Source organism: Gloeocapsopsis sp. IPPAS B-1203 (genome assembly GCF_002749975.1).
Taxonomy (GTDB): Bacteria; Cyanobacteriota; Cyanobacteriia; order Cyanobacteriales; family Chroococcidiopsidaceae; genus Gloeocapsopsis.
This window is the reverse complement of the sequence record NZ_PEIG01000009.1, coordinates 201,393-222,856: the sequence shown is the minus strand read 5'-3', so window position 1 is coordinate 222,856 and position 21,464 is coordinate 201,393. Positions and strand designations below refer to the sequence as shown.

General features: G+C 41.7%; 21 protein-coding genes and 2 pseudogenes. 13 read left to right on the top strand and 10 right to left on the bottom strand.

Annotated elements, in window-relative coordinates; all coding sequences use genetic code 11:
• Positions 1-34: 34 nt before the first annotated feature.
• Positions 35-1,438 (top strand): DNA cytosine methyltransferase, encoded by a 1,404-nt coding sequence (locus CSQ79_RS17260; RefSeq protein WP_289501253.1) that lies wholly within the window; start codon positions 35-37, stop codon positions 1,436-1,438.
• Here CSQ79_RS17260 and CSQ79_RS17255 read toward each other — a convergent pair.
• The 4 genes from CSQ79_RS17255 to CSQ79_RS17240 all read right to left on the bottom strand — a co-directional run bounded on the left by CSQ79_RS17255 (position 1,430) and on the right by CSQ79_RS17240 (position 4,903).
• A complete protein-coding gene (locus tag CSQ79_RS17255) occupies positions 1,430-2,182 on the bottom strand; it encodes a SinI family restriction endonuclease (RefSeq protein WP_099702390.1) in 753 nt (250 codons plus the stop codon). The genes CSQ79_RS17260 and CSQ79_RS17255 overlap by 9 nt on opposite strands.
• 81 nt (positions 2,183-2,263) lie before the next feature.
• On the bottom strand, positions 2,264-2,458 hold the full coding sequence (locus CSQ79_RS17250; RefSeq protein WP_099702389.1) for a hypothetical protein: 195 nt from the start codon (positions 2,456-2,458) through the stop codon (positions 2,264-2,266).
• A 14-nt stretch (positions 2,459-2,472) separates the two neighbouring features.
• Positions 2,473-3,267 carry a dienelactone hydrolase family protein gene (locus tag CSQ79_RS17245; protein WP_099702388.1) on the bottom strand — a complete coding sequence of 265 codons (795 nt, stop codon included), beginning with the start codon at positions 3,265-3,267 and terminating at the stop codon, positions 2,473-2,475.
• Between the two features lie 22 nt (positions 3,268-3,289).
• Positions 3,290-4,903 (bottom strand): NAD(P)H-quinone oxidoreductase subunit 4, encoded by a 1,614-nt coding sequence (locus CSQ79_RS17240; RefSeq protein ID WP_099702387.1) that lies wholly within the window; start codon positions 4,901-4,903, stop codon positions 3,290-3,292.
• 204 nt (positions 4,904-5,107) lie between these two features.
• Here CSQ79_RS17240 and CSQ79_RS17235 point away from each other — a divergent pair, with 204 nt between their 5' ends.
• On the top strand, positions 5,108-5,944 hold the full coding sequence (locus CSQ79_RS17235; protein WP_099702386.1) for a class I SAM-dependent methyltransferase: 837 nt from the start codon (positions 5,108-5,110) through the stop codon (positions 5,942-5,944).
• A gap of 111 nt (positions 5,945-6,055) precedes the next feature.
• On the opposite strand, the gene CSQ79_RS17230 is transcribed toward CSQ79_RS17235, so the two are convergent.
• Positions 6,056-6,553 (bottom strand): hypothetical protein, encoded by a 498-nt coding sequence (locus CSQ79_RS17230; protein WP_099702439.1) that lies wholly within the window; start codon positions 6,551-6,553, stop codon positions 6,056-6,058.
• Between the two features lie 8 nt (positions 6,554-6,561).
• Positions 6,562-7,488 (bottom strand): homoserine kinase, encoded by a 927-nt coding sequence (gene thrB / locus CSQ79_RS17225; protein WP_099702385.1) that lies wholly within the window; start codon positions 7,486-7,488, stop codon positions 6,562-6,564.
• Between the two features lie 131 nt (positions 7,489-7,619).
• Here thrB and CSQ79_RS17220 point away from each other — a divergent pair, with 131 nt between their 5' ends.
• From CSQ79_RS17220 to CSQ79_RS17205, 4 genes are all read left to right on the top strand, one after another.
• Positions 7,620-8,018 carry a VOC family protein gene (locus CSQ79_RS17220; RefSeq protein ID WP_099702384.1) on the top strand — a complete coding sequence of 133 codons (399 nt, stop codon included), beginning with the start codon at positions 7,620-7,622 and terminating at the stop codon, positions 8,016-8,018.
• A 101-nt stretch (positions 8,019-8,119) separates the two neighbouring features.
• On the top strand, positions 8,120-8,920 hold the full coding sequence (locus tag CSQ79_RS17215) for a MerR family transcriptional regulator (protein ID WP_099702383.1): 801 nt from the start codon (positions 8,120-8,122) through the stop codon (positions 8,918-8,920).
• Between the two features lie 250 nt (positions 8,921-9,170).
• Complete coding sequence (locus tag CSQ79_RS17210) at positions 9,171-9,527, top strand: nucleotidyltransferase family protein (RefSeq protein WP_289501251.1); 357 nt, start codon at positions 9,171-9,173, stop codon at positions 9,525-9,527.
• A complete protein-coding gene (locus CSQ79_RS17205) occupies positions 9,499-9,852 on the top strand; it encodes a HepT-like ribonuclease domain-containing protein (RefSeq protein WP_099702382.1) in 354 nt (117 codons plus the stop codon). The genes CSQ79_RS17210 and CSQ79_RS17205 overlap by 29 nt, the downstream gene beginning before the upstream one ends.
• Positions 9,853-9,934: 82 nt before the next feature.
• On the opposite strand, the gene CSQ79_RS17200 is transcribed toward CSQ79_RS17205, so the two are convergent.
• Both CSQ79_RS17200 and CSQ79_RS17195 read right to left on the bottom strand, forming a co-directional pair.
• On the bottom strand, positions 9,935-10,618 hold the full coding sequence (locus CSQ79_RS17200; RefSeq protein ID WP_099702381.1) for an SDR family oxidoreductase: 684 nt from the start codon (positions 10,616-10,618) through the stop codon (positions 9,935-9,937).
• Positions 10,615-12,015: a helix-turn-helix domain-containing protein gene (locus CSQ79_RS17195; RefSeq protein ID WP_099702380.1), complete on the bottom strand. Its 1,401-nt coding sequence runs from the start codon at positions 12,013-12,015 to the stop codon at positions 10,615-10,617. Before CSQ79_RS17195 ends, CSQ79_RS17200 begins: the two co-directional genes overlap by 4 nt.
• 515 nt (positions 12,016-12,530) lie before the next feature.
• Here CSQ79_RS17195 and CSQ79_RS17190 point away from each other — a divergent pair.
• The 5 genes and pseudogenes from CSQ79_RS17190 to CSQ79_RS17170 all read left to right on the top strand — a co-directional run bounded on the left by CSQ79_RS17190 (position 12,531) and on the right by CSQ79_RS17170 (position 16,316).
• Complete coding sequence (locus CSQ79_RS17190; protein ID WP_099702379.1) at positions 12,531-13,028, top strand: hypothetical protein; 498 nt, start codon at positions 12,531-12,533, stop codon at positions 13,026-13,028.
• Between the two features lie 227 nt (positions 13,029-13,255).
• Positions 13,256-13,672 carry a hypothetical protein gene (locus tag CSQ79_RS17185; RefSeq protein ID WP_143755469.1) on the top strand — a complete coding sequence of 139 codons (417 nt, stop codon included), beginning with the start codon at positions 13,256-13,258 and terminating at the stop codon, positions 13,670-13,672.
• Between the two features lie 178 nt (positions 13,673-13,850).
• Entirely contained in the window at positions 13,851-14,060 is a 210-nt protein-coding gene (locus CSQ79_RS17180) for a hypothetical protein (RefSeq protein ID WP_289501250.1), read from the top strand.
• Positions 14,061-14,081: 21 nt separating this feature from the next.
• Positions 14,082-14,494 (top strand): annotated as a pseudogene (locus CSQ79_RS28945) (type II toxin-antitoxin system VapC family toxin).
• Positions 14,495-14,882: 388 nt separating this feature from the next.
• Entirely contained in the window at positions 14,883-16,316 is a 1,434-nt protein-coding gene (locus tag CSQ79_RS17170; RefSeq protein ID WP_099702377.1) for a bifunctional orotidine-5'-phosphate decarboxylase/orotate phosphoribosyltransferase, read from the top strand.
• Positions 16,317-16,712: 396 nt separating this feature from the next.
• Here the strand turns inward: CSQ79_RS17170 and CSQ79_RS17165 are convergent.
• Both CSQ79_RS17165 and ptsP read right to left on the bottom strand, forming a co-directional pair.
• Positions 16,713-17,428 (bottom strand): annotated as a pseudogene (locus CSQ79_RS17165) (Crp/Fnr family transcriptional regulator).
• Between the two features lie 261 nt (positions 17,429-17,689).
• The gene (gene ptsP / locus CSQ79_RS17160; RefSeq protein ID WP_099702376.1) at positions 17,690-20,194 is read right to left on the bottom strand and encodes a phosphoenolpyruvate--protein phosphotransferase; all 2,505 of its coding nucleotides are present in this window, start codon (positions 20,192-20,194) and stop codon (positions 17,690-17,692) included.
• Between the two features lie 262 nt (positions 20,195-20,456).
• Here ptsP and CSQ79_RS17155 point away from each other — a divergent pair, with 262 nt between their 5' ends.
• Entirely contained in the window at positions 20,457-21,029 is a 573-nt protein-coding gene (locus CSQ79_RS17155; RefSeq protein WP_099702437.1) for a GNAT family N-acetyltransferase, read from the top strand.
• Between the two features lie 68 nt (positions 21,030-21,097).
• Positions 21,098-21,457: a DUF6464 family protein gene (locus CSQ79_RS17150; protein ID WP_099702375.1), complete on the top strand. Its 360-nt coding sequence runs from the start codon at positions 21,098-21,100 to the stop codon at positions 21,455-21,457.
• The last annotated feature ends 7 nt before the right edge of the window (positions 21,458-21,464 follow it).

Below are 21,464 nucleotides of genomic sequence, written 5' to 3'. Positions count from 1 at the left end.
GTGTCCGAAATCTATGTCTGCTCAATACCTCTCTGTGAAAGAAGCTTCGGAAATATTGAATTGCTCTGAGCAATACGTTCGCAAATTGCTCCGCTACGGTGACATCAGCGGAGAAAGGATTAGCAGCCGATGGATTGTTGCTGCGGAATCTGTTGATGAGTATCGATCTAAAGAGGAGGATACAAGCGGATTTGTTCCAGATCATGCAAGGAGATCCTTTAGTAAACCATCCCTAAAAGCATTAAGTTTTTTCTCTGGATGCATGGGTTTAGATTTAGGACTGGAAAAGGAAGGAATCAAAGTAATTCTCGCTTGTGAAATAGATTCAGCAGCCCGAAAAACGATTGAAACGAATCGACCGGATATCGCGCTAATTGGAGATATTAGAGACTACTCAGCTACAGCAATTCGGGAAAAGGCGGGATTAAGTTCTGAAGAAGAGATTGATGTAATTGTTGGCGGTCCCCCGTGCCAAGCTTTCAGCAGTGCAGGTAAGCGACAAGGGTTCAATGATGAACGAGGAAATGTCTTTTTAACTTTCATTGATTTGATCGTCGAACTCAAACCCAGGTTTGCAGTAATAGAAAACGTCCGAGGACTATTATCTGCTCCGTTAAAGCACAGACCACATGAGATGAGAGGAAATAACTACCCATCATTATCTCAGGATGAACAACGGGGAGGTGCACTACTTTTCATCACTCGGAAGCTCAAAGAAGCTGGTTATAGTGTTTCTTTCAACTTGTACAACGCTGCCAATTTTGGTTCGCCACAACAAAGAGAAAGAGCTGTCATTGCTTGTAGCCGTGACGGAGAAAAACTTCCCTATCTCACACCGACTCATTCGGAGAAAGGTTTGTATGGACTTCCTCATTGGCGAACATTGAGAGATGCGCTAGCAGGACTTCCTGATAAACATCAATTCATCAAGTTTCCTGAAAAACGAATCAAATACTATAAACTTTTGAAACCTGGACAATGTTGGCGAGATTTACCAGTAGAGTTGCACCAAGAAGCACTTGGGGCTTCTTATCACGCAGGAGGCGGAAAAACAGGTTTTTATCGGAGATTAGCTTGGGATAAGCCTTCTCCAACGCTTGTAACACATCCTGCAATGCCTGCAACGGATTTGGCACATCCAGAAGAAAATCGACCGCTGAGTATTGAAGAGTACAAGCGAATCCAAGAATTTCCCGATGATTGGGTAATTGCAGGAAGTTTACTCGATCAATATCGACAAGTTGGAAATGCTGTACCCTGTTCTCTGGGAAGAGCGATCGCCAGAATGTTACTAAACCACCTCAAGGGCGAAACACCAACTATTTACCCCGACTTTCCCTACTCGCGGTATCACAAGACTGATGATGTAAGTTGGACAGTTGAAACTTTAGGCTCTCTGGAACCATCTGCAAAACAACTTTCTTTAAATTTAGTCTGAAGACTGAGACAAAGATTGCCAAGGGTTATTTGCTTCTAGTGCTAAAGCACTTGGATTTGCTAATAAAACTTTCTGAACAAAAAGAATAAAGTTTTCTTCGGAGAAGCGATTTGTATTATATTTCTCATTAAAGTATGACCATTTGTATAGTCCTGTTTTTGCATCAACCCTGTGCCATTTTTCAATTGATTGATTAATCCTGACCCTAGAAGAAGAGCTATTTTCTGAATTACTACGGTTTTTTACTTGTAAAAGAGAGCCATCTATGTGGCAAAAATCGACGTGGCGGATAACTTCTCCCCAACAACAGTACCAACCATAGTCAGCTAGTTGTTCAGCTAGAAATTCTTCAAGAAGTAAGCCTTGAATATTTTCTGCTGACATGGACAATCTATGAGCATACTTAATCTGCTCAAGATGTTTTTCAGTTAATCCTGTTAATCTAGCCTTGATAATTGTATCGACGATTGGATCAGCAACTGTTCTCGGAGGTTGAGAGATCCGTCTTGAGATTCTGTTCTCGAAGCTATAACAATACTTTTGCAACCAAGACTGAGCTAAGAATTCTGGTGTGTCTCCTTTTAGAGTTGGAGAAAGTCCTGGATTTCTATAACAAGCTGTTAAAATTATACGATGCTCTTGGAGAAGCGGCTGATCAACCTGAGAGAAGGCGTTTTGAAAAATTTGGAGAAAGTTTTCTTCAGAATTACAAGCCGTGATAATGTCACTAAAGGTAACAGGCATGAAATTTCCTCTCTGGGCAAGAGAATGCCAACAGATTACAAATGCCCAGGTTTCATATCAAAATAATGCTTCTCATTAAGCCTACTCTTCTAAAGGCTTGTTTTCAAAATACCCCATTTCACATAAAGAGTGCTTCACTAAGTCCATCTCAAAAATAAACTGAGGATCGCCACTGCGCGTAGAATCCAAAGCAGTCACTAGTTTAGACACTACTTGCAAAGTAGCATCTAATTTTTTCTCCAACTGTGCAATAGCTACAAGATCTTGTTCACTCATTTCTCTGCGGTTTGCTATCTTACTCCAAAAATCTCCGCAAAAAACTGCCGCATATCTTGCCAAGAACGGCGATCAGCTAACTGATTATACGCTACACCTTCAGATTTATCATTACCCGCTTCAGGATTTGTAAAACTGTGAACCGCACCACCGTAAGCAATTAATTGCCAATCAACTCTAGCATTGCCCATTTCTTCAGCAAAGCCTAAAACTTGTTCGGGCGGTACTAATGGATCTTCCGCACCATGTAATACCAGTACTTTACCCTTAACATTCTTCGCATCACTAGGATTTGGTGTATCCAAATTACCGTGAAAACTGACAACGCCAGCAACATTTGCCCCACTACGGGCGAGTTCCAACACAGTACCACCACCGAAACAATATCCAATAGCAGCAATGCGTTGGGCATCGGTTAAAGAATTTTTTTGTAAGACTTGTAATCCTGCTAAAGCGCGATCGCGCATCAACTGACGATCAGATCTGTAAATTTTAGCCTGTGCTGCTGCCTCTTCGGGATTTTTTGGTCTAATTCCTTTGCCATAAATATCTGCTGCAAAAGCAACATATCCTAGTTTTGCTAATTGCTGGGCACGTTGTTGAACATAAGGACCAATTCCCGTCCACTCATGAACAATCATGACACCAGGACGCCTACCTTGAATTTCATCATCGTAAGCTAGATATCCTTCTAATACTGTGTTGCCTTGCTTGTATTCCACAATTTGGGTTTGAATTGCGGCTTGAGCAACAGTACTAAATGCTAAAGCAAAAATAGGAGCAAGCAGAAAGGAGCGTAAGATCTTCATTAGGTTGACAGTGGAATTTAATTTATTCGCTAGCGATGAGTACTTGTGATTCAGGTACAGCTAGCTGTGGTGCGACTAATGCAGTTGAATAGAGAGGCGATCGCTGTTTTTGCGCGATAACTGTTGGTAACACTTGACGTACTTGTGCTGCAACTGCAACTGTTTTGACATCATACGTCTGAGTTGCCAGTTTAGGATACATCCCAATACCAATAATTGGCAATAGTAAGCAAGCTGCAATAAACACCTCGCGTGGCTTTGCGTCACCAAGATACTCTTCAATTACAATTCCAGAATTCTCGTTACCATAAAATACTTGGCGCAACATCGACAACAAGTAAATTGGAGTTAAAATGACTCCTACCGCCGCTAAGAGAATGACGACAACCTTAAACACAGGGTTGTAAGCATCGCTGGTGGTAATTCCCAAAAAGATTGTTAATTCGCCCACAAAGCCACTCATACCTGGTAGCGCTAAAGAAGCCATTGCCCCAGCAGTGAATAGTGCGAAAACTTTGGGCATCGCTTGCGCCATACCACCCATTTTCTCCATGATTAGAGTATGGGTACGCTCGTAGGTAACTCCAGATAAGAAGAACAAGCTAGCCGCAATTAAACCATGCGATACCATTTGCAATACTGCACCGCCGATACCCAATTCGGTAAACGAAGCAATACCGATTAATACAAAACCCATGTGGGCAATTGAAGAATAAGCTAAGCGGCGCTTGAGATTTGTTTGGGCAAATGCAGTTAATGCACCATAGACAATGTTGACTACACCTAAAATTGCGAGTACAGGAGCAAATGAAACATGGGCATTGGGCAACATTTCGATATTCATGCGAATTAGCCCGTAACCTGCCATTTTGAGCAATACACCCGCCAAAATCATTGAGACAGGTGCAGAAGCTTCACTGTGGGCATCTGGAAGCCAAGTATGTAATGGGAAGATGGGTAACTTGACGCCAAAAGCAATGAGTAATGCAGCATAAACCAACAGTTCAAACGCTCTAGGATACTGCTTAATACCTAAAGTTGCCATGTCGAAGGTAACGACATCGCCATACATTGCCATCGCAAACGCAGCTACTAAGATAAATATCGATCCAGCAGCAGTGTAGAGAATGAACTTTGTTGCAGCGTAACGGCGATTTTGTCCTCCCCAAATCGAAATTAGTAAGTAGACAGGGACTAATTCAAGTTCCCACATCAGGAAGAACAACAGCATATCCTGGGCTACAAATACGCCAATCTGCGCGCTGTACATCATTAGCATCAACGCAAAAAACAAGCGTGGTTTTTTCGTTACGTTCCACGCTGCCAAGATTGACAAAGTAGTGACAAAACCTGTTAGCAATACCAACGGTAATGATAAGCCATCTACCGCAACTGACCAGTTCATGCCTAGCTGAGGTATCCAAGGATAGCTTTCTGCTAGTTGAAATGTTGAGATTTGTAAATCGTAGTTCTGCCAAACGGCGTACACCATCAGAATCAAATCCGCTATCCCTACTCCTAAGGCGTACCAGCGAACTGTTTTACCTTGATTGTCTGGAATGAAAGGAATGGCTAGGGCAGCCACCAACGGTAACAGAATAATGGTTGTTAACCAAGGAATTTGTGTGCTAAGCATGACTGAGGATAAATACCTATTGCCTATGACATACATTGTATTAAGTTAGGTTAACTTTTGAAAAGGTGGATTTACAGGAATTGTGATGATAAGAATAAATACTTAGTCACACTTTCTATTACAAATCTTAATGAATAAATGTTAAGAGTGGGAAATAAGGTGGCGATCGCAACAGCGTATGTAACCTAAAGGTTCTCTAAACTCATGACACCAAAACAACCCAATGATTGGTACAGTACATTTGCCAGTGTCTATACTGCAGAACAGAGAAAAAATTGGTACAGTACAGCTGCAGATGCTTACAACCAAGTAAGACCGCGCTATCCTCAACAGCTAATTAATCGTGCAGTAGAGTTAGCTAAACTGCCTGATAAAGCAGTTATTTTAGAAGTAGGCTGTGGTCCTGGAATTGCAACAGTTGCGTTTGCAGATCGTGGATTCTCGATGATTTGCCTAGAACCAAACCAGGAAATGTGCCAGTTAGCACAGCAAAACTGCACGCAGTATCCAAATGTCAAGATTGTAAATACTTCTTTTGAAGAGTGGCAGCTAGAGACGAAGAAATTCAATGCTATTGTTGCTGCAACCTCTTTTCACTGGATTTCACCTGAGATTGGGTATTCAAAAGCTGCTACTGCGTTGAAAGACAATGGCTCTTTAATTTTGCTGTGGAACGCCATCCCAATCCACCCCCCATACAATATTTATCAAATGTTGCAAGAGGTTTATCAGACTTATGCACCGTCGCTTGCAGAATATGAAGCAAGAAGCACTCAGGAAGAAAATCTCAGCAGATTTGGACAAGCAGTGATTGACTATGGGCTATTTAAGGGTTTAGCATCCGAACAATTGAGATGGAAAGCTACCCATAGTATTGATGACTATCTCACGCTTTTAAGTACCTTGTCACCTTATATCAGGCTAGAACAACACAAGCGAGAAGCTTTGTTTGCGGGTTTAAGAGAGGTTTTAGCAAGACATTGTATTACAAGTATCCCAGTTTCTTATTTCTCAGTGCTTCAGGTTGCTCAAAGGATATGAATCTGCGATGATTGTGATGTGAGCCTGGCGAATAAATTCGCGGCTTAACGAATAAAGTCCACCTGCGTGGACTAAAGAAATATCAGTGCTATGGTGTCATGCAATAAGTCTTTACACGATGCGATTTACAATCGTTAAAACATCGCTATCAGTACGCACATAGGGAACTGAGATCGATCTAAAGCCAGTAATTAAAGGTTTATAGTATACCTGCCAATAACTAGGACTGAGTTCATCCGCAGTTGCTTTGAGTGACTGTAGTTCAGCAGCGAGTTCAGCGGCGAGTTGATTAATACGTTCAGCTTGGGCTAAAGCCTGTCTTTTACCAGCAGCGACGCGCTGTTCTAAAGAGTCATTTTGGGAAAGTTGCGATGCTAATTCAATTTTTTGAGCAAGTTGCGCTTCTAAAGCAGCGATCGCATCGTCAATACCTTTAACTTCTGCAAATAATTGTAAATCTTCTTTAGCACGGCGACGGTAAGCATCTGCAATCTCTTCTGGAGACGCACTTTCTAGATCTATCGGCTCGGTTGTCAGTGAAGTACGCTCCTGACGTAGCGCCGCAATTTGAGTTTGAATAGCCGTAATTTCTGCTTGAATGTCATTCATCATACTTACTAGGCTACCTCATTAGAGCTACGCGCACCTTGATTGTCAATTTCCAACGATCGCACTTGTGCTTTCACACCTACTTGCTGCCAAGTTTGAGCGATCGCCTCAATCACCGCCTCAGCTTCTTTCTGATTCGTCAAAGCAAGTAATGTAGGACCTGCACCACTAATTACCAAACCATACGCCCCAGCAGCGATCGCCGCTTGCTGTACCGCTTCATATCCCCGAATCAAAGCTTGACGATAAGGTTGATGCAACCGATCCTGCAACGCCGCCTTAAGCCAATCTTCATTTCCTGTCTCCAACCCGCGCAACAACAACCCTAAATGTGCTGTATTAAAAATCGCATCCCCTCGACTCACCTCACTCGGTAAAACTCGCCGCGCCTCAGCCGTCGAAAGCTCAAAATCAGGAATCGCCACCACAGGTATAACACACTCATGCCAAGGTACATCACAAATTTCCCAGCGTTGGCGACTTAGCCTTTCAACACTCGCTGCTAATCGACACCCTCCCAACAACGCCGGAACAACATTATCAGGATGTCCTTCTAAAGCGATCGCCAACTCCATCACCGCATTTGTATCAAGTGGTTTCCCCGCAAGTAAATTTGCCCCAACTAAGCCCCCAACAATCGCCGTTGCAGAACTACCCAAACCCCGCGCTAGCGGCACATCCATCACAATATCTATATGCACAGATGGTGGCGTTTGTCCAATATGTTCATACAATTTTATAAACGAGCGATAAACTAAATTACTGTCATCAGTGCGGACGCGATCGCTTTCTATCCCTGTCACGCAAATCTCTACTTCTGCTTGATGCGTAAACTTGAACTGGTTATACAACGTCAACGCTGCACCAATACAATCAAAACCAGGACCTAAGTTAGCAGTTGTAGCGGGAACCGAGACAGAGGCAGAATGAGACATTGTTGATTGTGTTACATCGCACGACGCAAATCATATCAGAATTTATTCATCAATATCGATGCAAAGCTTGACTCTACCCTTGGGGAAGAGTGTTTACTGTGAATCAAATGCAACAGAGGTGATATAAGACTATGAAACTAGGAGCTATCCATCATATTGCCTTGAGTGTATCTGATATGAAGCGATCGGAAGATTTTTATGACAAACTACTCAAATTTATGGGTTATGAACAAGGCGAAAAGACAGAACAACTAATTCTCTGGGCAAGTTCTCACAATGCGATTACGATTTCTCCTACGAACCCACGCTCAAATCAAAAATGCGATCGCTATGCTCCAGGATTGCATCATTTAGCATTTAGTGCCGATAGTCGAGAAGATATAGATAAGCTGTACCAAGAACTGATCCAGCAGCAAGTCACAATTCTCGATCCGCCTGCTGAATATGACTATTTACCAGGTTACTATGCTGTCTACTTTCTCGATCCCGATGGTATCAAATTGGAGTTGGCACATACACCTACTTGGTGAAGCATCGCAGGTTGGTCATTGGTAACTGGTAATTGGTAATTGGAAAGCATACTTATTGAGAATTACCCTTTACCTATTACCTATTACCTATTAAAGGAAAAATGCTGAAAATCGGCGACTTTTCCAAACTCAGCCACGTATCAATTAAAGCATTGCGTCTCTACGACCAAATGGGACTACTTAAACCAGTAGATATAGATAAGTTTACTGGCTATCGTTACTACTCAGCCCATCAGTTACCCCGACTTAATCGCATTTTGGCACTCAAAGATTTAGGATTCTCACTAGAACAAATCGCCAAACTACTAGATGAAATTTCACCAGCACAAATTCAAGGAATGCTGCGATTGAAGCAAGCTGAACTAGAACAAATAGTTGCAGAAGAACAGGCAAGATTACAGCGTGTCGCAGTGCGACTTGAGCAGATTGAACAGGAGGATAAAATACCTGATTACGATGTTGTTCTCAAAACCATTGCCCCCATCAAAGTTGCTGCAATTCGGGAGATAATACCAAGCTTTCATGCTGTAGTAGGGCTTTACAATGAGTTACTTGAGTACTTGCAACGTCAAAGAGTTAAAGAGAGCCGTTACTTTGCAGGAATTTGGCACGATACTGCATACAAAGATACAGATATTGATTGGGAATTTGCGATCGCAGTAGAAGAAGTATGTAGTAGCGATCGCATTAAAGTCTATGAATTACCTCGTGTTGAAATGGCTTGCGTCGTCCACAATGGCAGTTACAATACCATCAACCTTGCCTATGCAGCGTTACCTGTTTGGATTGAAGCTAATGGCTATAACATAGCAGGTTCCAACCGTGAAGTTTATATTGTTGGTGGGAATCAACAAGACGACGAATCTTACGTCACAGAAGTGCAATTTCCTGTAGAAATATAGTTGTGCTTAGGTTATTGGTTGAGGCAGTGCTTGTATAACATTAGACTTCTTGTATGAATCACAGATGCCCTACAACTAAAGTCAGGGCTATCCAAGCAAAGTGTACCTTCGTACACTAAAACAAGATTTTTATGGGTAAGTCCACCTCCGTGGACTTTGTTTATATAGAACAGCGAATTTATACGAGATCGCATTCACGCAGGAGGTCTATTAAATACTGTATGGGTAGAGATAGTGGAGGAAATTAGTGATGCATACAATTCAACTGACTTCCATGCTTCAATTACGACTTGCAATTACCTCAGAACAACTTGCTGAATTTTGCCAACGTCGGCATATCAATGAACTTGCGCTTTTTGGCTCTATTCTACGGGATGATTTTCATGCAGACAGCGACATTGATATTCTGGTTGCCTTCCAACCCGATGCCAAAATCAGCCTTTTAGATCTCGTCGATATGCAGTACGAGTTAGAAGACTTATGTCATAGAAAAGTAGATTTATTGACTAAAAAATCAGTCGAAGATAGCCCTAACTGGATTCGCCGTAAAGAAATTCTGAATACAGCCAAAGTCGTCTATGAATCGAGATCCAACCTACCTGCTTGATATTGCTAACACCTGTAGCACGATCATTGAACTCATTCAAGGAATGAGCAAAACATCATTTGTGTCAGATAAGCGAACACATCTCGCCGTTCTTTACGAAATTACCGTCACAGGAGAAATAGTTAAACGGCTGTCCTCAGAATTTCGACAAAACTATCCAGAAATTCCGTGGAAGCAAATTGCAGGAATGCGCGATAAATTAGTGCATGATTATAATAAAGTCGATCTAGATTTGACTTGGGAAGTCACTCAGTCTAACATCCCTGAACTTTTGGAGTTCGTACTACCGTTGCTGCCCCAAAAGGAGATTGACGATGAAAGTTAATCTCGTCAACCAGTTCCAGAACCTACTTTTCGAGGAAAAGCGATCGCTTTTCCAGCGTAGAGGTTATCTGCAACGTAAGCTCTTATTGAGGAACTGTTAACGGAGAACCATTGTGTCGCGGACTCAGTTGTAACAAAAAAGGCACAGCTTGACGACTCCATTCTTGTAGAGGTGTATAGTCAGCAGCTGCTTCTCCAAAACAGATTTCCAGCATATCAGTGTGAATAATCCCTGGATTGAGGGGAATTGCTGCCATACCATTAGGAAGTTCTTGCGCAAGCGATCGCGTTAATCCCTCAATTGCCCACTTAGAAGCACAGTAGGGTGCAACTTCCGGTGAAGTTGAGCGTCCCCAACCTGAACTAAAATTAACGATAATGCCTTGATTTCTCTGAATCATTGCTGGTACAAAATGACGAATGACGTTCGTCACGCCAATAATATTGACATTGATCAAACGATTAAATTCATCAGCAGGTACTTTCCATAATGGTGCTAATTGATTAATGACACCTGCATTGTTTAGTAATAAATCGGGTGGTTCGTATTGTGCAAGTATGCGTTTTGCCCAGTTTGCAACTTGTTGATCCTCTGCAACATCAACAACAGTAAAATCGTGAGGTGAACTAAATCGTTGACGGAGTGTTTTTATTGCAGTTTCTGAACGCGCACAAGCAATAACAGTCTGTCCTGCTTGAATAAATGCTTCAGTCATTGCCAGTCCTAAACCGCGAGTGACACCTGTAATGACAATTAGCTTTTTCATATAGTAATTTTACTTGAAATTTCAGAATAAAATTGAGCGATGAGTTGCTCTGCTACATACTTCATAACTACAGGTTTTTGGGTGAAGTAACCAGAGTGAGTTTCGATTAACGAACGTCTTTGCAGGGATTCCAAGACTCTATGTAACTCATTATGGGAGATCGTTGGCACAATGTCAGCCTGTAGTTGTGTTAGTGATACTTCTTTTTGCGCGCTCGCCAACCAACACATCACCTGCTTTTCTAGAAGTGAGAGGCGCTCAAAGTGCTGATCTAACAGTTGCTGAATATCTTCACAGATGAGTGTACCTTGGGAAAGAAATAGAGAGACATTGCCATCCCATAAAAAGGCGATCGCACTACCAATAATCTTTAAAGCTAAAGGATTACCCCCGTATTGTTCGATTAGTGCTTGGCACTCCGCTTCTGTTGTCATTAGTCCTTTACTATGGAGAATAGCCTGTGCTTCTAGTGGCTGCACTCCTTGCAACTGCATAATTCTCACTGGTAAGTCTTTACCCTCTCTAGCAGATAACCCAATGGGTGGTTCGCGGCTTGTAAGCATGACGCAACTTTGATGTTGTTCGTCAGCTATGCGACGTAGCAGGTGATGGTAGTCTTCATAACCATGTCGGTATTCCCCTAATTCACCGCTGCACAAAAGAGCTTCGACGTTATCAAGTATCAGTAAACAACGGTTTCGTCGCAGGTAATTTATTAGAAAAGAGAGTTGCTTTTCTGGAGCTGTGGGAAGATTTTCTTGTCGCTCTGATAGAAATAGAATGACATCACAGAGCAGATCTGATAGAAAAGGTGCATTGCGTAAGGAATGCCAAATTAGATACTCGAAGTTTAATTGCACCACTTGGGCTAGCTTTGCGGCAAGAGCAGTTTTACCCATACCACCCATACCCAGTATGGCAACTAAACGGCAGCGATCCTTGTGAATCCATTGTCTGAGTGTGGCTAGTTCCCTACCTCGTCCATAAAAGCGAGAGACATCAATTAACTCTCTCCAATCTTGCCAGGGAGTGAGGGGGATTTGACAGCGATCGCACGAGGTATGAGTTATTGTTTCTACTGCGATCAAGTCTGATGTCAGAGTAACCTCTTGAGTTACTTGAGCAGGCTGACGAACAATAGTGGCTTGACTCGCATATCGTTGGAGTGACGCACGCAGATTGAGTTTCGTTACTTTGCGTCCTAGTGCTTGGGAAAGCAGTTGCCAGAGTTTTTGCCCTACCTGCTTGAGATAATCGGGATCGCGATCAGTTTCTAGGGCGATTTTAGAGTAGCTTTTCCCCTCCCAAGTACCCTGTAACACCGCTGCTTGCAGGGAAGTGAGGCAGTTAGGTTCAAGAATTTGACCGATTAAAGAAATAAAGTCATTAGAGGACATCACAATCTCTCCTCAGCAGCCTCACCTACAATCTTACTTTCTTTAGATTAAGCAACAATTTTACACTTACTTTTTCCAGTTTTTTGTTAGTATATTTAATAGTTTATTTATAATTACACTCTTAAGTTCAATTACAAAACTTCAAAATATATAAAGCTACTAGATAAAACTAGAGTAAAGTTTAACAAAACTAACTTCAATAAAAATATATTTACTCCTCAAAAGAACCTTTGAAATTTTTATTATATATAAAAATTGATTTAAAAATTTGTTAAGTATGTAGCTATCTTTTTCTTACTGAATTGTTTGAATATTTTCCTTACAATTGCTTTAGTTTTGAATTTAGGGGTGTTTGCAAAGTCAATATTTGTGAAGTTTTTTTTTACAAAAACTGACATTTTGCTGGAAAAACTTAGCCTTGAGGTAGTATTCACAAGTTCAAAATCAATGATTTTGTAGTTTGCAGACACGCCTGAGTTAGTGACTCTCCAATTTTAAAAATCAGGACAATACTAATGATTAGGCAAACTAAGCAAATAGTAATTGGTACTTTAGCAGCATTAACCACAGTTGTAGCTTCGATCTCCTCGGCACAGGCTGTGACTTACGTCAGTCTCTTCTCTGATGCTCGAATTTTCTCCGGAACTAACTGGATATGGTGGAACCCGAATATTGTCAATGCTTTCATTCCGGCTGGCGGACGACTGGTGAAAGTTACCTTCTCCGCGGAGTCAGCCTGCTACGGTGCAAGTGGTTGGTGTACGGCGCGCGTTGTTTATCGTCAGGTTGGTAGCGCTACCATCAATGAATTTCAGCCTGCTGTAGGAACAGACTTTGCCTTCGACAGTTCTGACTCTAACAACGAAGGTTCTGGGTCTTGGGAAAGCCATGCAATTAGCCGCTCGGCGTTCCTCCCAGCTGGGAATTATCAAATCTGGGTGCAAGCACGGACTACATCGAACGCCTTGACACTCCGCTTAGACGACGCTCACCTCCGAGTTGAGTACGAATAAGACCCAAAGCTCGCACTGCCTGCAATCTGCCTACTGTGACGTCCCTTACTTTAGAAGAGTTTCAGGTTGCAGGTGGAGTAGAGACGTTAGTCTGCTTGACGAAGCCGGATACAGATTAAAAGCACCAGACTCGCCTCTATATCGCTGATCGCCGCAACTGAAAACCTATATAAAAGACGGCTTCTAGCATGTTGAAATACCTTTTTCTGGTAACTGCAACTGCCTTCGTGCCGTTAACAACGGAAATCTTAGCAGTACGCCCTCTCGCTGCACAGACGATTTATCCCTATCCCCTCGTTTCTAATGCCGAGCGAGATACATTGTACTGTTACATGGAAACGGCTGATGGTAGCATTTTGCAGCTTGAAAGTTTGTGTGGAACTCAGGTAGGGGTGACGCCTCGGGGTGGCGGGAGTGTTGCCTCTGGTTCGCCTCAGTCCTCAACGTCCGCATCTACCACCAGCAATACCAACTTCAGTAGTTCTGAGGGAGGTAGAGAGAAAGTTCCTACCCCTGGTGCTGACGGACTTACTACCTGTTATCCTCCCGATTCACCCATTTGTCTCAACTCTCAGTTTGATGCTCCTCCTCCACCGATGTCTACTCCTAGTGAGTCTTCTGAGTCTTCTGAGCAACTTCCCTAAAGGAATCTTACGCAGATAGCCTTTGAGACTCTATATGTGGGCTATATGCGTAGCTCTAATAGAAGTATCTTTGCCTAAATTGCTAAGGATTTCAGTAAAGAGGCAATCAAACTTTTGGAGCATCTTGCAGCACTTTCATGAGCCAAACTCTAACTTGGAAATAAGTGAGCAGGTTTTTGTGGCTATTCAGCAGCAGGCAGCAGCGATTGGTATTGCTCCAGAGTGTTTAGCTGCCAGATTGATAGAGCAGAGGTTTTCTCAAATATCCGATTTGCTTGTGGTTGAAGCCGATTGGGAGGTAGCACGAGCAAGGTTCGAGCGTCACTTCGGGGCACTTAGTCTTGACAAAGCAACGAGTTTAGATAACGAAAGATTGATGCAGACTTAGCTAGGGAGTATACGAACACCTATGAGGATGAGTAATGTCCTCGATACTTCGGGATTGCTTTGTCTGCACTATCAAACTGAACCTCTTCATACACAAGCTATTGCTGCGTACAAGAAAGCTACCGATCGCTAGACTCACAGCTATGTCATTGCTGAGTATGCTGCACTAGCAAATGCGAGGCGTTTCTCTAGTTCATCGGTCTTGCCTTTGTGGTCGATCTGTTAGACAGCCCCGATATAGAAACTGTTTGAGTTGACGAGTCTTGACATCGAGCAGCAGTTAAGTTGTTGATGGTGAGACAAGATAAGACTTATTCTTTGAGTGATGCAGTTAGCTTTGTGTTGATGCGCCAACATGGAATTACTGAAGCTCTAACTATTGACCGACACTTTGAGCAGGAGGGTTTTGTACGCTTGTTGCAGTCAGCTAGCTAAAGATACTCGCTTTTCAGTGAACCAAAAAATGCGATCGCTCCCCTATTCTTGATTGATGGACTTAGTTGATTGTTTTGCCTTGCCCAATCGATATGCAGCTAAAGGGCTGTTGCGGATATCAGCTTCTAATCGGGCGATTACTTCATTAGATATCTTTGCCATTACGCTTGATTTTAAAGAATGACAACCTTACAGAATACTACTTAGCAATCTGGCTGTTCTAAAGCTACAGAAAGGCATTTCTTTAAGAGTTGTAAATTTATTGTTGCATTGTACTGCTATTCTAAACTTTAGTTACTTAAGCAATTGCAGAATCTGAGATAAATGAGGATCTCTTTTAGGCGATCGCTACCCTAACTTACCCCAATGACTATTTGAGAAAGTAGCTATGACCTTTTTTGATAAATTGAATACAGCGATCGCGCAGAATGATAGCTTGCTATTTTTAGGACTCGATCCTAATCCAGAAATGATGCCTCAGCATAAAACTGGAGATATCATTGAAGACTTATGGACATGGCTGCAATTTCTCATTGTTGAAACAGCTAATTTAGTCTGTGCCTACAAACCGACACTTGGTTTCTATGAAGCTTTAGGTAGCCGAGGCTTAGAACTTTTAGAGCGGACTTTAGCAGCAATTCCTAGCGATATCCCTATCATTTTAGATGCTAAACATAGTGACTTAAATACAAGTACAACCTTTGCGCGAACTATTTTTCAAAACTGGCAAGTTGATGCAGTGACAATTAATGGTTACGCAGGACAAGATCATGCAGCCTCGTTTTTAGTTCATCCTGATAAAGCTGTATTTGTCTTGTGTTGTACTTCTAATCCTGGTGCGATCGCCTTACAACAATATCCTCAAAGCGAAACGCCTTTTTACTTGCATTTAACGAAAGAAGCAAAAACGTGGGGAACTCCAGAACAACTTGGTTTTGAAGTAGGAACGACAAGTCCTGAAGTTATTAAACATGTGAGGGCGATCGCCCCTGAAAGACTGATATTGGCACGCAGCATTTGGGGAGAAGAAGGTAATATTAACCAGCTTTTAACTGCTGGTTTAAATGCAAACGGTAATGGTTTATTAGTTCCTGTGCCTCAAGATATTTTAAGTCAAGATAATCCAGCCAAAGAAATTTATTCACTTCGGCAAAAAGTTAATCAAATTCGTACAAAAAGTAGTCAAGAAGACTCTAATTGCTCTGTTTGGTTGCCAGATGTTTGTTTACTTGAGAAACATCCTCATTTTGATTTAATTCTACAACTTTATGACATTGAATGTATTTTGTTTGGTGATTTTGTTCAAGCTTCTGGAGCAACATTTTCTTACTATATAGACTTGCGCAAAATCATTTCTAATCCCCAAATTTTTCATCAAATTCTTTTAGCATACGCTGATATTCTTAAGTATCTAAACTTTGATAGAATCGCAGGAATTCCTTACGGTTCATTACCTACTGCTACTGGTTTAGCTTTGCATCTCAATCGTCCAATGATCTTTCCACGCAAAGAAGTGAAAGCGCATGGTACTCGACGCTTAATTGAGGGACTGTTTCATCCTGGGGAAACGGTTGTTGTCGTTGATGATATTTTAATTAGTGGCAAAAGTGCAATGGAAGGATCTGCAAAACTTGAATCAGCAGGCTTAAATGTAGAAGATATTGTTGTATTTATAGATCACGAACAGGGAGTAAAAGATCGATTGCATCAAAATGGTTATCGCGCACACTCTGTATTGACGCTTTCAGAAATTACAGAAACATTATATAAAGCTGGTAGAATTAATGACGAACAATTAAAAGCTTTTGAAGAAAGTTGTTAGCAAACGAAATTTATGTTTAGAATATACTTTAATCATTTTGAGTCAAACAAATAAGCTAATTCACTTATTTATATCAGTTAGAATTTGGCTTACCAATTGCTGTTGTATTGGAGTAAGTTTCTGCCAACTATTACCCCACAGATTTATCATTGTCTTAGTTGTAGGATCAGAGATGATAACAGCAGTGTTGAAATTATTCATCTACATTCCTTGTGCGTTTAAGCAAATCCTTAGTAATTACTAAGTCGGGTGGAATTTAAAAAAATCCTCAAAGCCACTACACAGGATTTGACGATTTACTAAATAAAGCATAGATATGTTCACCCAATTGTTCCGTACGGTTTCGGGCATAAATACTAAGTTTAATCAAATTGTTTGCAGCCTACCTAACCGCGTTTAGTTTTTTAGCAAACGGGTAAACTCTTTTTTAACTGTTTGATAGCACTCGCAAGAAGTTGACTCTAAGGCTTCTCGATCGAGAATAGTAATTTTTCCTCGGCTGTAGCGGATTATTCCTGCTTTGCTAAACTTACTAGCAGCCTCTGTAACACCAGAACGGCGTGTGCCAAGCATATGAGAGAGAAATTCTTGAGTCAGAGGTAGCTCATTTGATTGTACGCGGTCTTGGACTATAAGTAGCCAACGAGCAAATCGAGCCTCGATTGTATGCAGACGGTTACAAGCTGCTGTATGTGCGGTGTGAGTAAACAGTGCTTGTGTATAGCGTAACAGTAAACTTTGCAGTGCGCTGCCTCGGTCAAACTCAGTTTTAAAAACTTTGCACTCATCCTGATGGCAGATCCAGGAATTTGGACGATCGCCTGTAGCGTAGTAGTGTCCCCTCCCCAACATACCGTAAGACCTGTCATACCTTCCCTACCAACTATACCTACTTCGACTATCTCACCACTTTCCATGATGGTGACTAAAGAAATTAATGCCCGATTGGGAAAATACACATACTCAATCACTTCTTCTGCATTCCAGAGAATTTGGCTTTGTGGCAAACTAACTGTTTCCATCTCAGGAAGCAGGCGTTGATAATCTTCAGTTGGTAGGGCTGCAAGCAGCTGATTCTCTATTTGTAGTTCAGGAGAATAGTGAACTGACATTAGCAAATCCTTGAATGCGATTGTGGTTTATGCAAACCTGGCAGCATAAGAAGATTTAAGCACCTACTCCTCATGAATGTTAGTAATGTTAGTAACTGCTAACAAAAAATCACATACTAACTTGCTAAAAACAGCATAAGATATCTGACAGGGAACAAGATATAAGGATTCAAGAAAATTTTGACTTGTAGATGCAGCGATCGCTTATTTCATTTAATTTACCAATCAATGTAATAATCGCTTACATCAAGCTCAACACATTCAAGCAAGCGAGTTTTGATGGAATTCGGCTTGATGATTAGTCGTAGTTGTCACTAATGTTTTGACATCCTGTGCTGAATTTAGATTTAAAGCTGTTTGCGCGATCGCTTCAGATTCAGATCTTTTTAACTCAGTAATAGTATGTTTAATTGTTGGTATCGCTGGCGAATTAAGGCTAAGTTCATCTAATCCTAAGCCGACTAAAATTGACGTAGCAAGAGGATCTGCTGCTAACTCACCACATAAACCAACCCAAATTCCAGCGTGATGTGCAGCTTTTACAGTTTGCTCAATTGTGCGTAAAACTGAAGGGTGTAAAGCATCTGCAAGCATGGCGACATCAGGATTAGTACGATCTGCTGCCATGACATACTGACTTAAGTCATTTGTCCCAATACTGAAAAAATTGACCTCGGTTGCTAATTGATCGGCGATCGCAACTGCCGACGGAATCTCCACCATAATTCCTATTTGCATTGTCGCATCAAAAGGAATATTTGCATGTCTCAGTTCAGTTTGGACTTCTAGTAAAATTGCCTTTGCAGCTTGTACTTCTTGCACAGTAGCAATCATGGGAAACATAATTTTAATTTGATGTCCGTGACTAGCTCGCACAATTGCACGTAACTGCGTTTTGAAAATATCTTGATTTTCTAAACAAAAACGAATACCGCGTTTGCCTAAGAAAGGATTAGATTCTGGTTGTAACCTCAAATAAGGTAGTGGTTTGTCACCACCAATATCTAAAGTACGAATGATAAAAGGGCGGCGCTCTAAAACTTGGGCGATCGCTTGATAAACTGTAAATTGTTCCTCTTCAGTAGGCGCAGTTGTGCGATTAAGATAGAGAAACTCGGTACGAAGTAATCCGACACCTTCAGCCCCATTTTTTATTGCTGTTTTCGCATCTGCAACACTGCTAATATTCGCTACGATTGTAATGCGTTTGCGATCGCGAGTTATTGCAGGTTGATGTGCAGTGGTTTGTGCTTGTTGCTGAGCTTGCAAGATTGCATGACGCTTAGCTTGTAGCGTTGTTATGGTATTTGTATCCGGTTCTAGCCAAACTTTACCACTCGCGCCATCAATTGCTAGAAGTGTGCCATTTGTGAGATGCAAAATTGTTGCTGGAGCACCAACAACGGCTGGTATATTAAGTGTACGCGCCAAAATTGCCGTATGTGAAGTGGCGCTACCCCGCGTTGTACAGATACCTAATACTTTTGTTGTATCTAGTTGCGCGGTATCTGAAGGACTTAAATCGGTAGTGACTAAGATGCTAGGTTGCGTTAGTTCAATTGTCGATGCTGTCATTCCACTGAGCGATCGCAATACTTTTTGTCCAACATCAGTTATGTCATTAGCACGTTCTTGCAAATAAGTGTCGTCTAGAGTGTAAAAGTTATGCGCTAACTCATCAATCGTACTTTTCCACGCAAATTCTGCGTTTTGGTGATGTAGAAAAATTCGTTGGTGTACGGGATCAAGTAATGCGGGATCTTGGAGAACAAGTAAATGAGCACTAAAAATCTCCGCCTCGTCGCCAAGCTGTGTTGTTTGCAAAGCTTGAAGATCTTGGGTTGCAGTTTGAATTGCCCTTTGTAAGCGTTGCCATTCGGTTGCTGTATCCTCAACGATGTATTCTTCTACTCGTACAGTTATCGGACGATATTGAAATATAGGGGCGATCGCAACTCCAATAGAAGCCGGAATTCCAATGAGTTCTCCTGCAACAGAATTCTCACTTGCATCAATTCCTATTGGCACTAAATCACTATCGTCTTCACCAAAGTTACTTGCGACTAGTTCTTGCAATGCAACTAAAGCTGCTTCTGTATCAACCCCAGTCGCAGCAATCGCAATCTCGTGTCCTTGACGAACTGCTAATGTGGCAACTTGATTGATACTATCAGCCCTAACAAAGTTTGTATTTCTAGTGATATTTCTTACTTCAATCTGCGCTTGAAATTTAGCTGCTGTTGTCACAAATTTTGCTGCAGGACGTGCGTGTAAACCGAGTTTATTAGTGACTGTAATTTGAATTTGGGCGATGTGGGAGTTGCTATCTTGTGCTTGTTGATTATTGATAGCTTCATTGATTCCTAGTTGTGTCGCTTTGGCTGTTAATGCCCCTTGTGCATCTGCAATGACTTGGGTGATAGAATTTCCTGATGCGGCTGAAATCGTTGCAGCGATCGCACCTTCAACAAATGGTGCTTCACATAAATGAATTTTCTCGCGCTGTTCCTCAGACAAAAACTCTAGTGCCATTTCCGCACTTAACAAAGCACTTCCTAGATCCATCAAAACAACGACACCATCTGCGCTATAAACTGACTCAATTGCCTGATAAACTTGCATGGTATCTGTACCCAAGGGATTAACTGGATCGTCAATACCTGCAGCAACAGCTAAAGAAACGTCATCACCAACCATCTGCGCGGCAAGTTCTCGTACACCTGCTGCTAGCTGTTTACTGTGAGAGACAAGAACAATTCCTACCACTGCAACACCATGATGAGAAGCTTGTACTTAAACATTGCCAGCACGATCAATAGAAACTTGTGCTAGCAATTTAATGAGATCAATGCTACAGCAACTTAGTTCAGCCTCAAGCAACCAAAACACATTTACTTATTTTGTACAATAGCAGGGGTCAGGGGTCGAGGTTAACAGTTAGTTGGAGCAATAATTCTGAGCTTCTACAATGTTCTCACTATAATTGACCGTTGCTATCAGTGTTACAGCCTTGATTTTCGCTTTGAAGATGACGATATTTTTAGAAACAGAAAGATTGATTTTGCGGCAATTCACTAAAGATGATGCAGATAATTTATTTGAACTTAATAGCGATCTTGAAGTCACCCGTTTGACACCTGATGTTGGTCAACTACCAAATTCCACAGAAATTCAAACAAAAACGTTACCACAATATCTAGCTTACTACGAACTATACGATGGTTACGGTTGCTGGGCAGCCGTTGAAAAGTCAAGCCAAGCATTCATTGGTTGGTTCTACTTACGTCCAGCAATTCATGCAGCTTACTTCAATCCTCAACTCGCCGATGGCGATGACATTGAATTGGGATATCGATTGTGCAAAGCTATTTGGGGAAAAGGTTATGCTACAGAAGGGGCTAAAGCACTGATTTGGAAAGGATTTCGTGAGGTAGGAATGCACCGTGTTTTTACGGTTGCTTTGGCAGTGAATGCGCCTTCGATTCGAGTTATGGAGAAAATAGGGTTAAAAAGAGAAAAAAGATTTTTAGATGAATTGGGTAACGATTTAGTTATCCACGCACTCAACAAAGATGAGTTTGAATCCTTAAGCAGAATCTAAACTTGCCACGTTAGCTGTGCGATCGCGATACCATCCAAATGTAGTTAGCTTTACATTGAGTAGAGATTATGGAGTCAGAGTCACTACCAACGGAGATTATTTTGACGCACCCACGTCAATCATTGGGTAGCGTAAAATTAGATTGGACACCCCAACCAGGAAACTATCTCGATCTTGAGGGTAAAACTTACGCTGTATTAGAGCGGCGCCACCGCTACCATTTAAAATCGGGACGATATCGATTGCATAAGGTGGCAATTTACGTCCAGTCAGCGCCACGTCCGAGTGAAAAAAGCCTTGTTGCTGGGCGTTGGGTAATTGGAGATGCTAGCTGCCGTTACAATGCCCATTCAGAGTTAATTCGTTGTGCCGTGAATCCTGAAGGACCATGCGATCGCTGTCGTTATTATGAAATTGCTGAAGCTTAAGAACTCA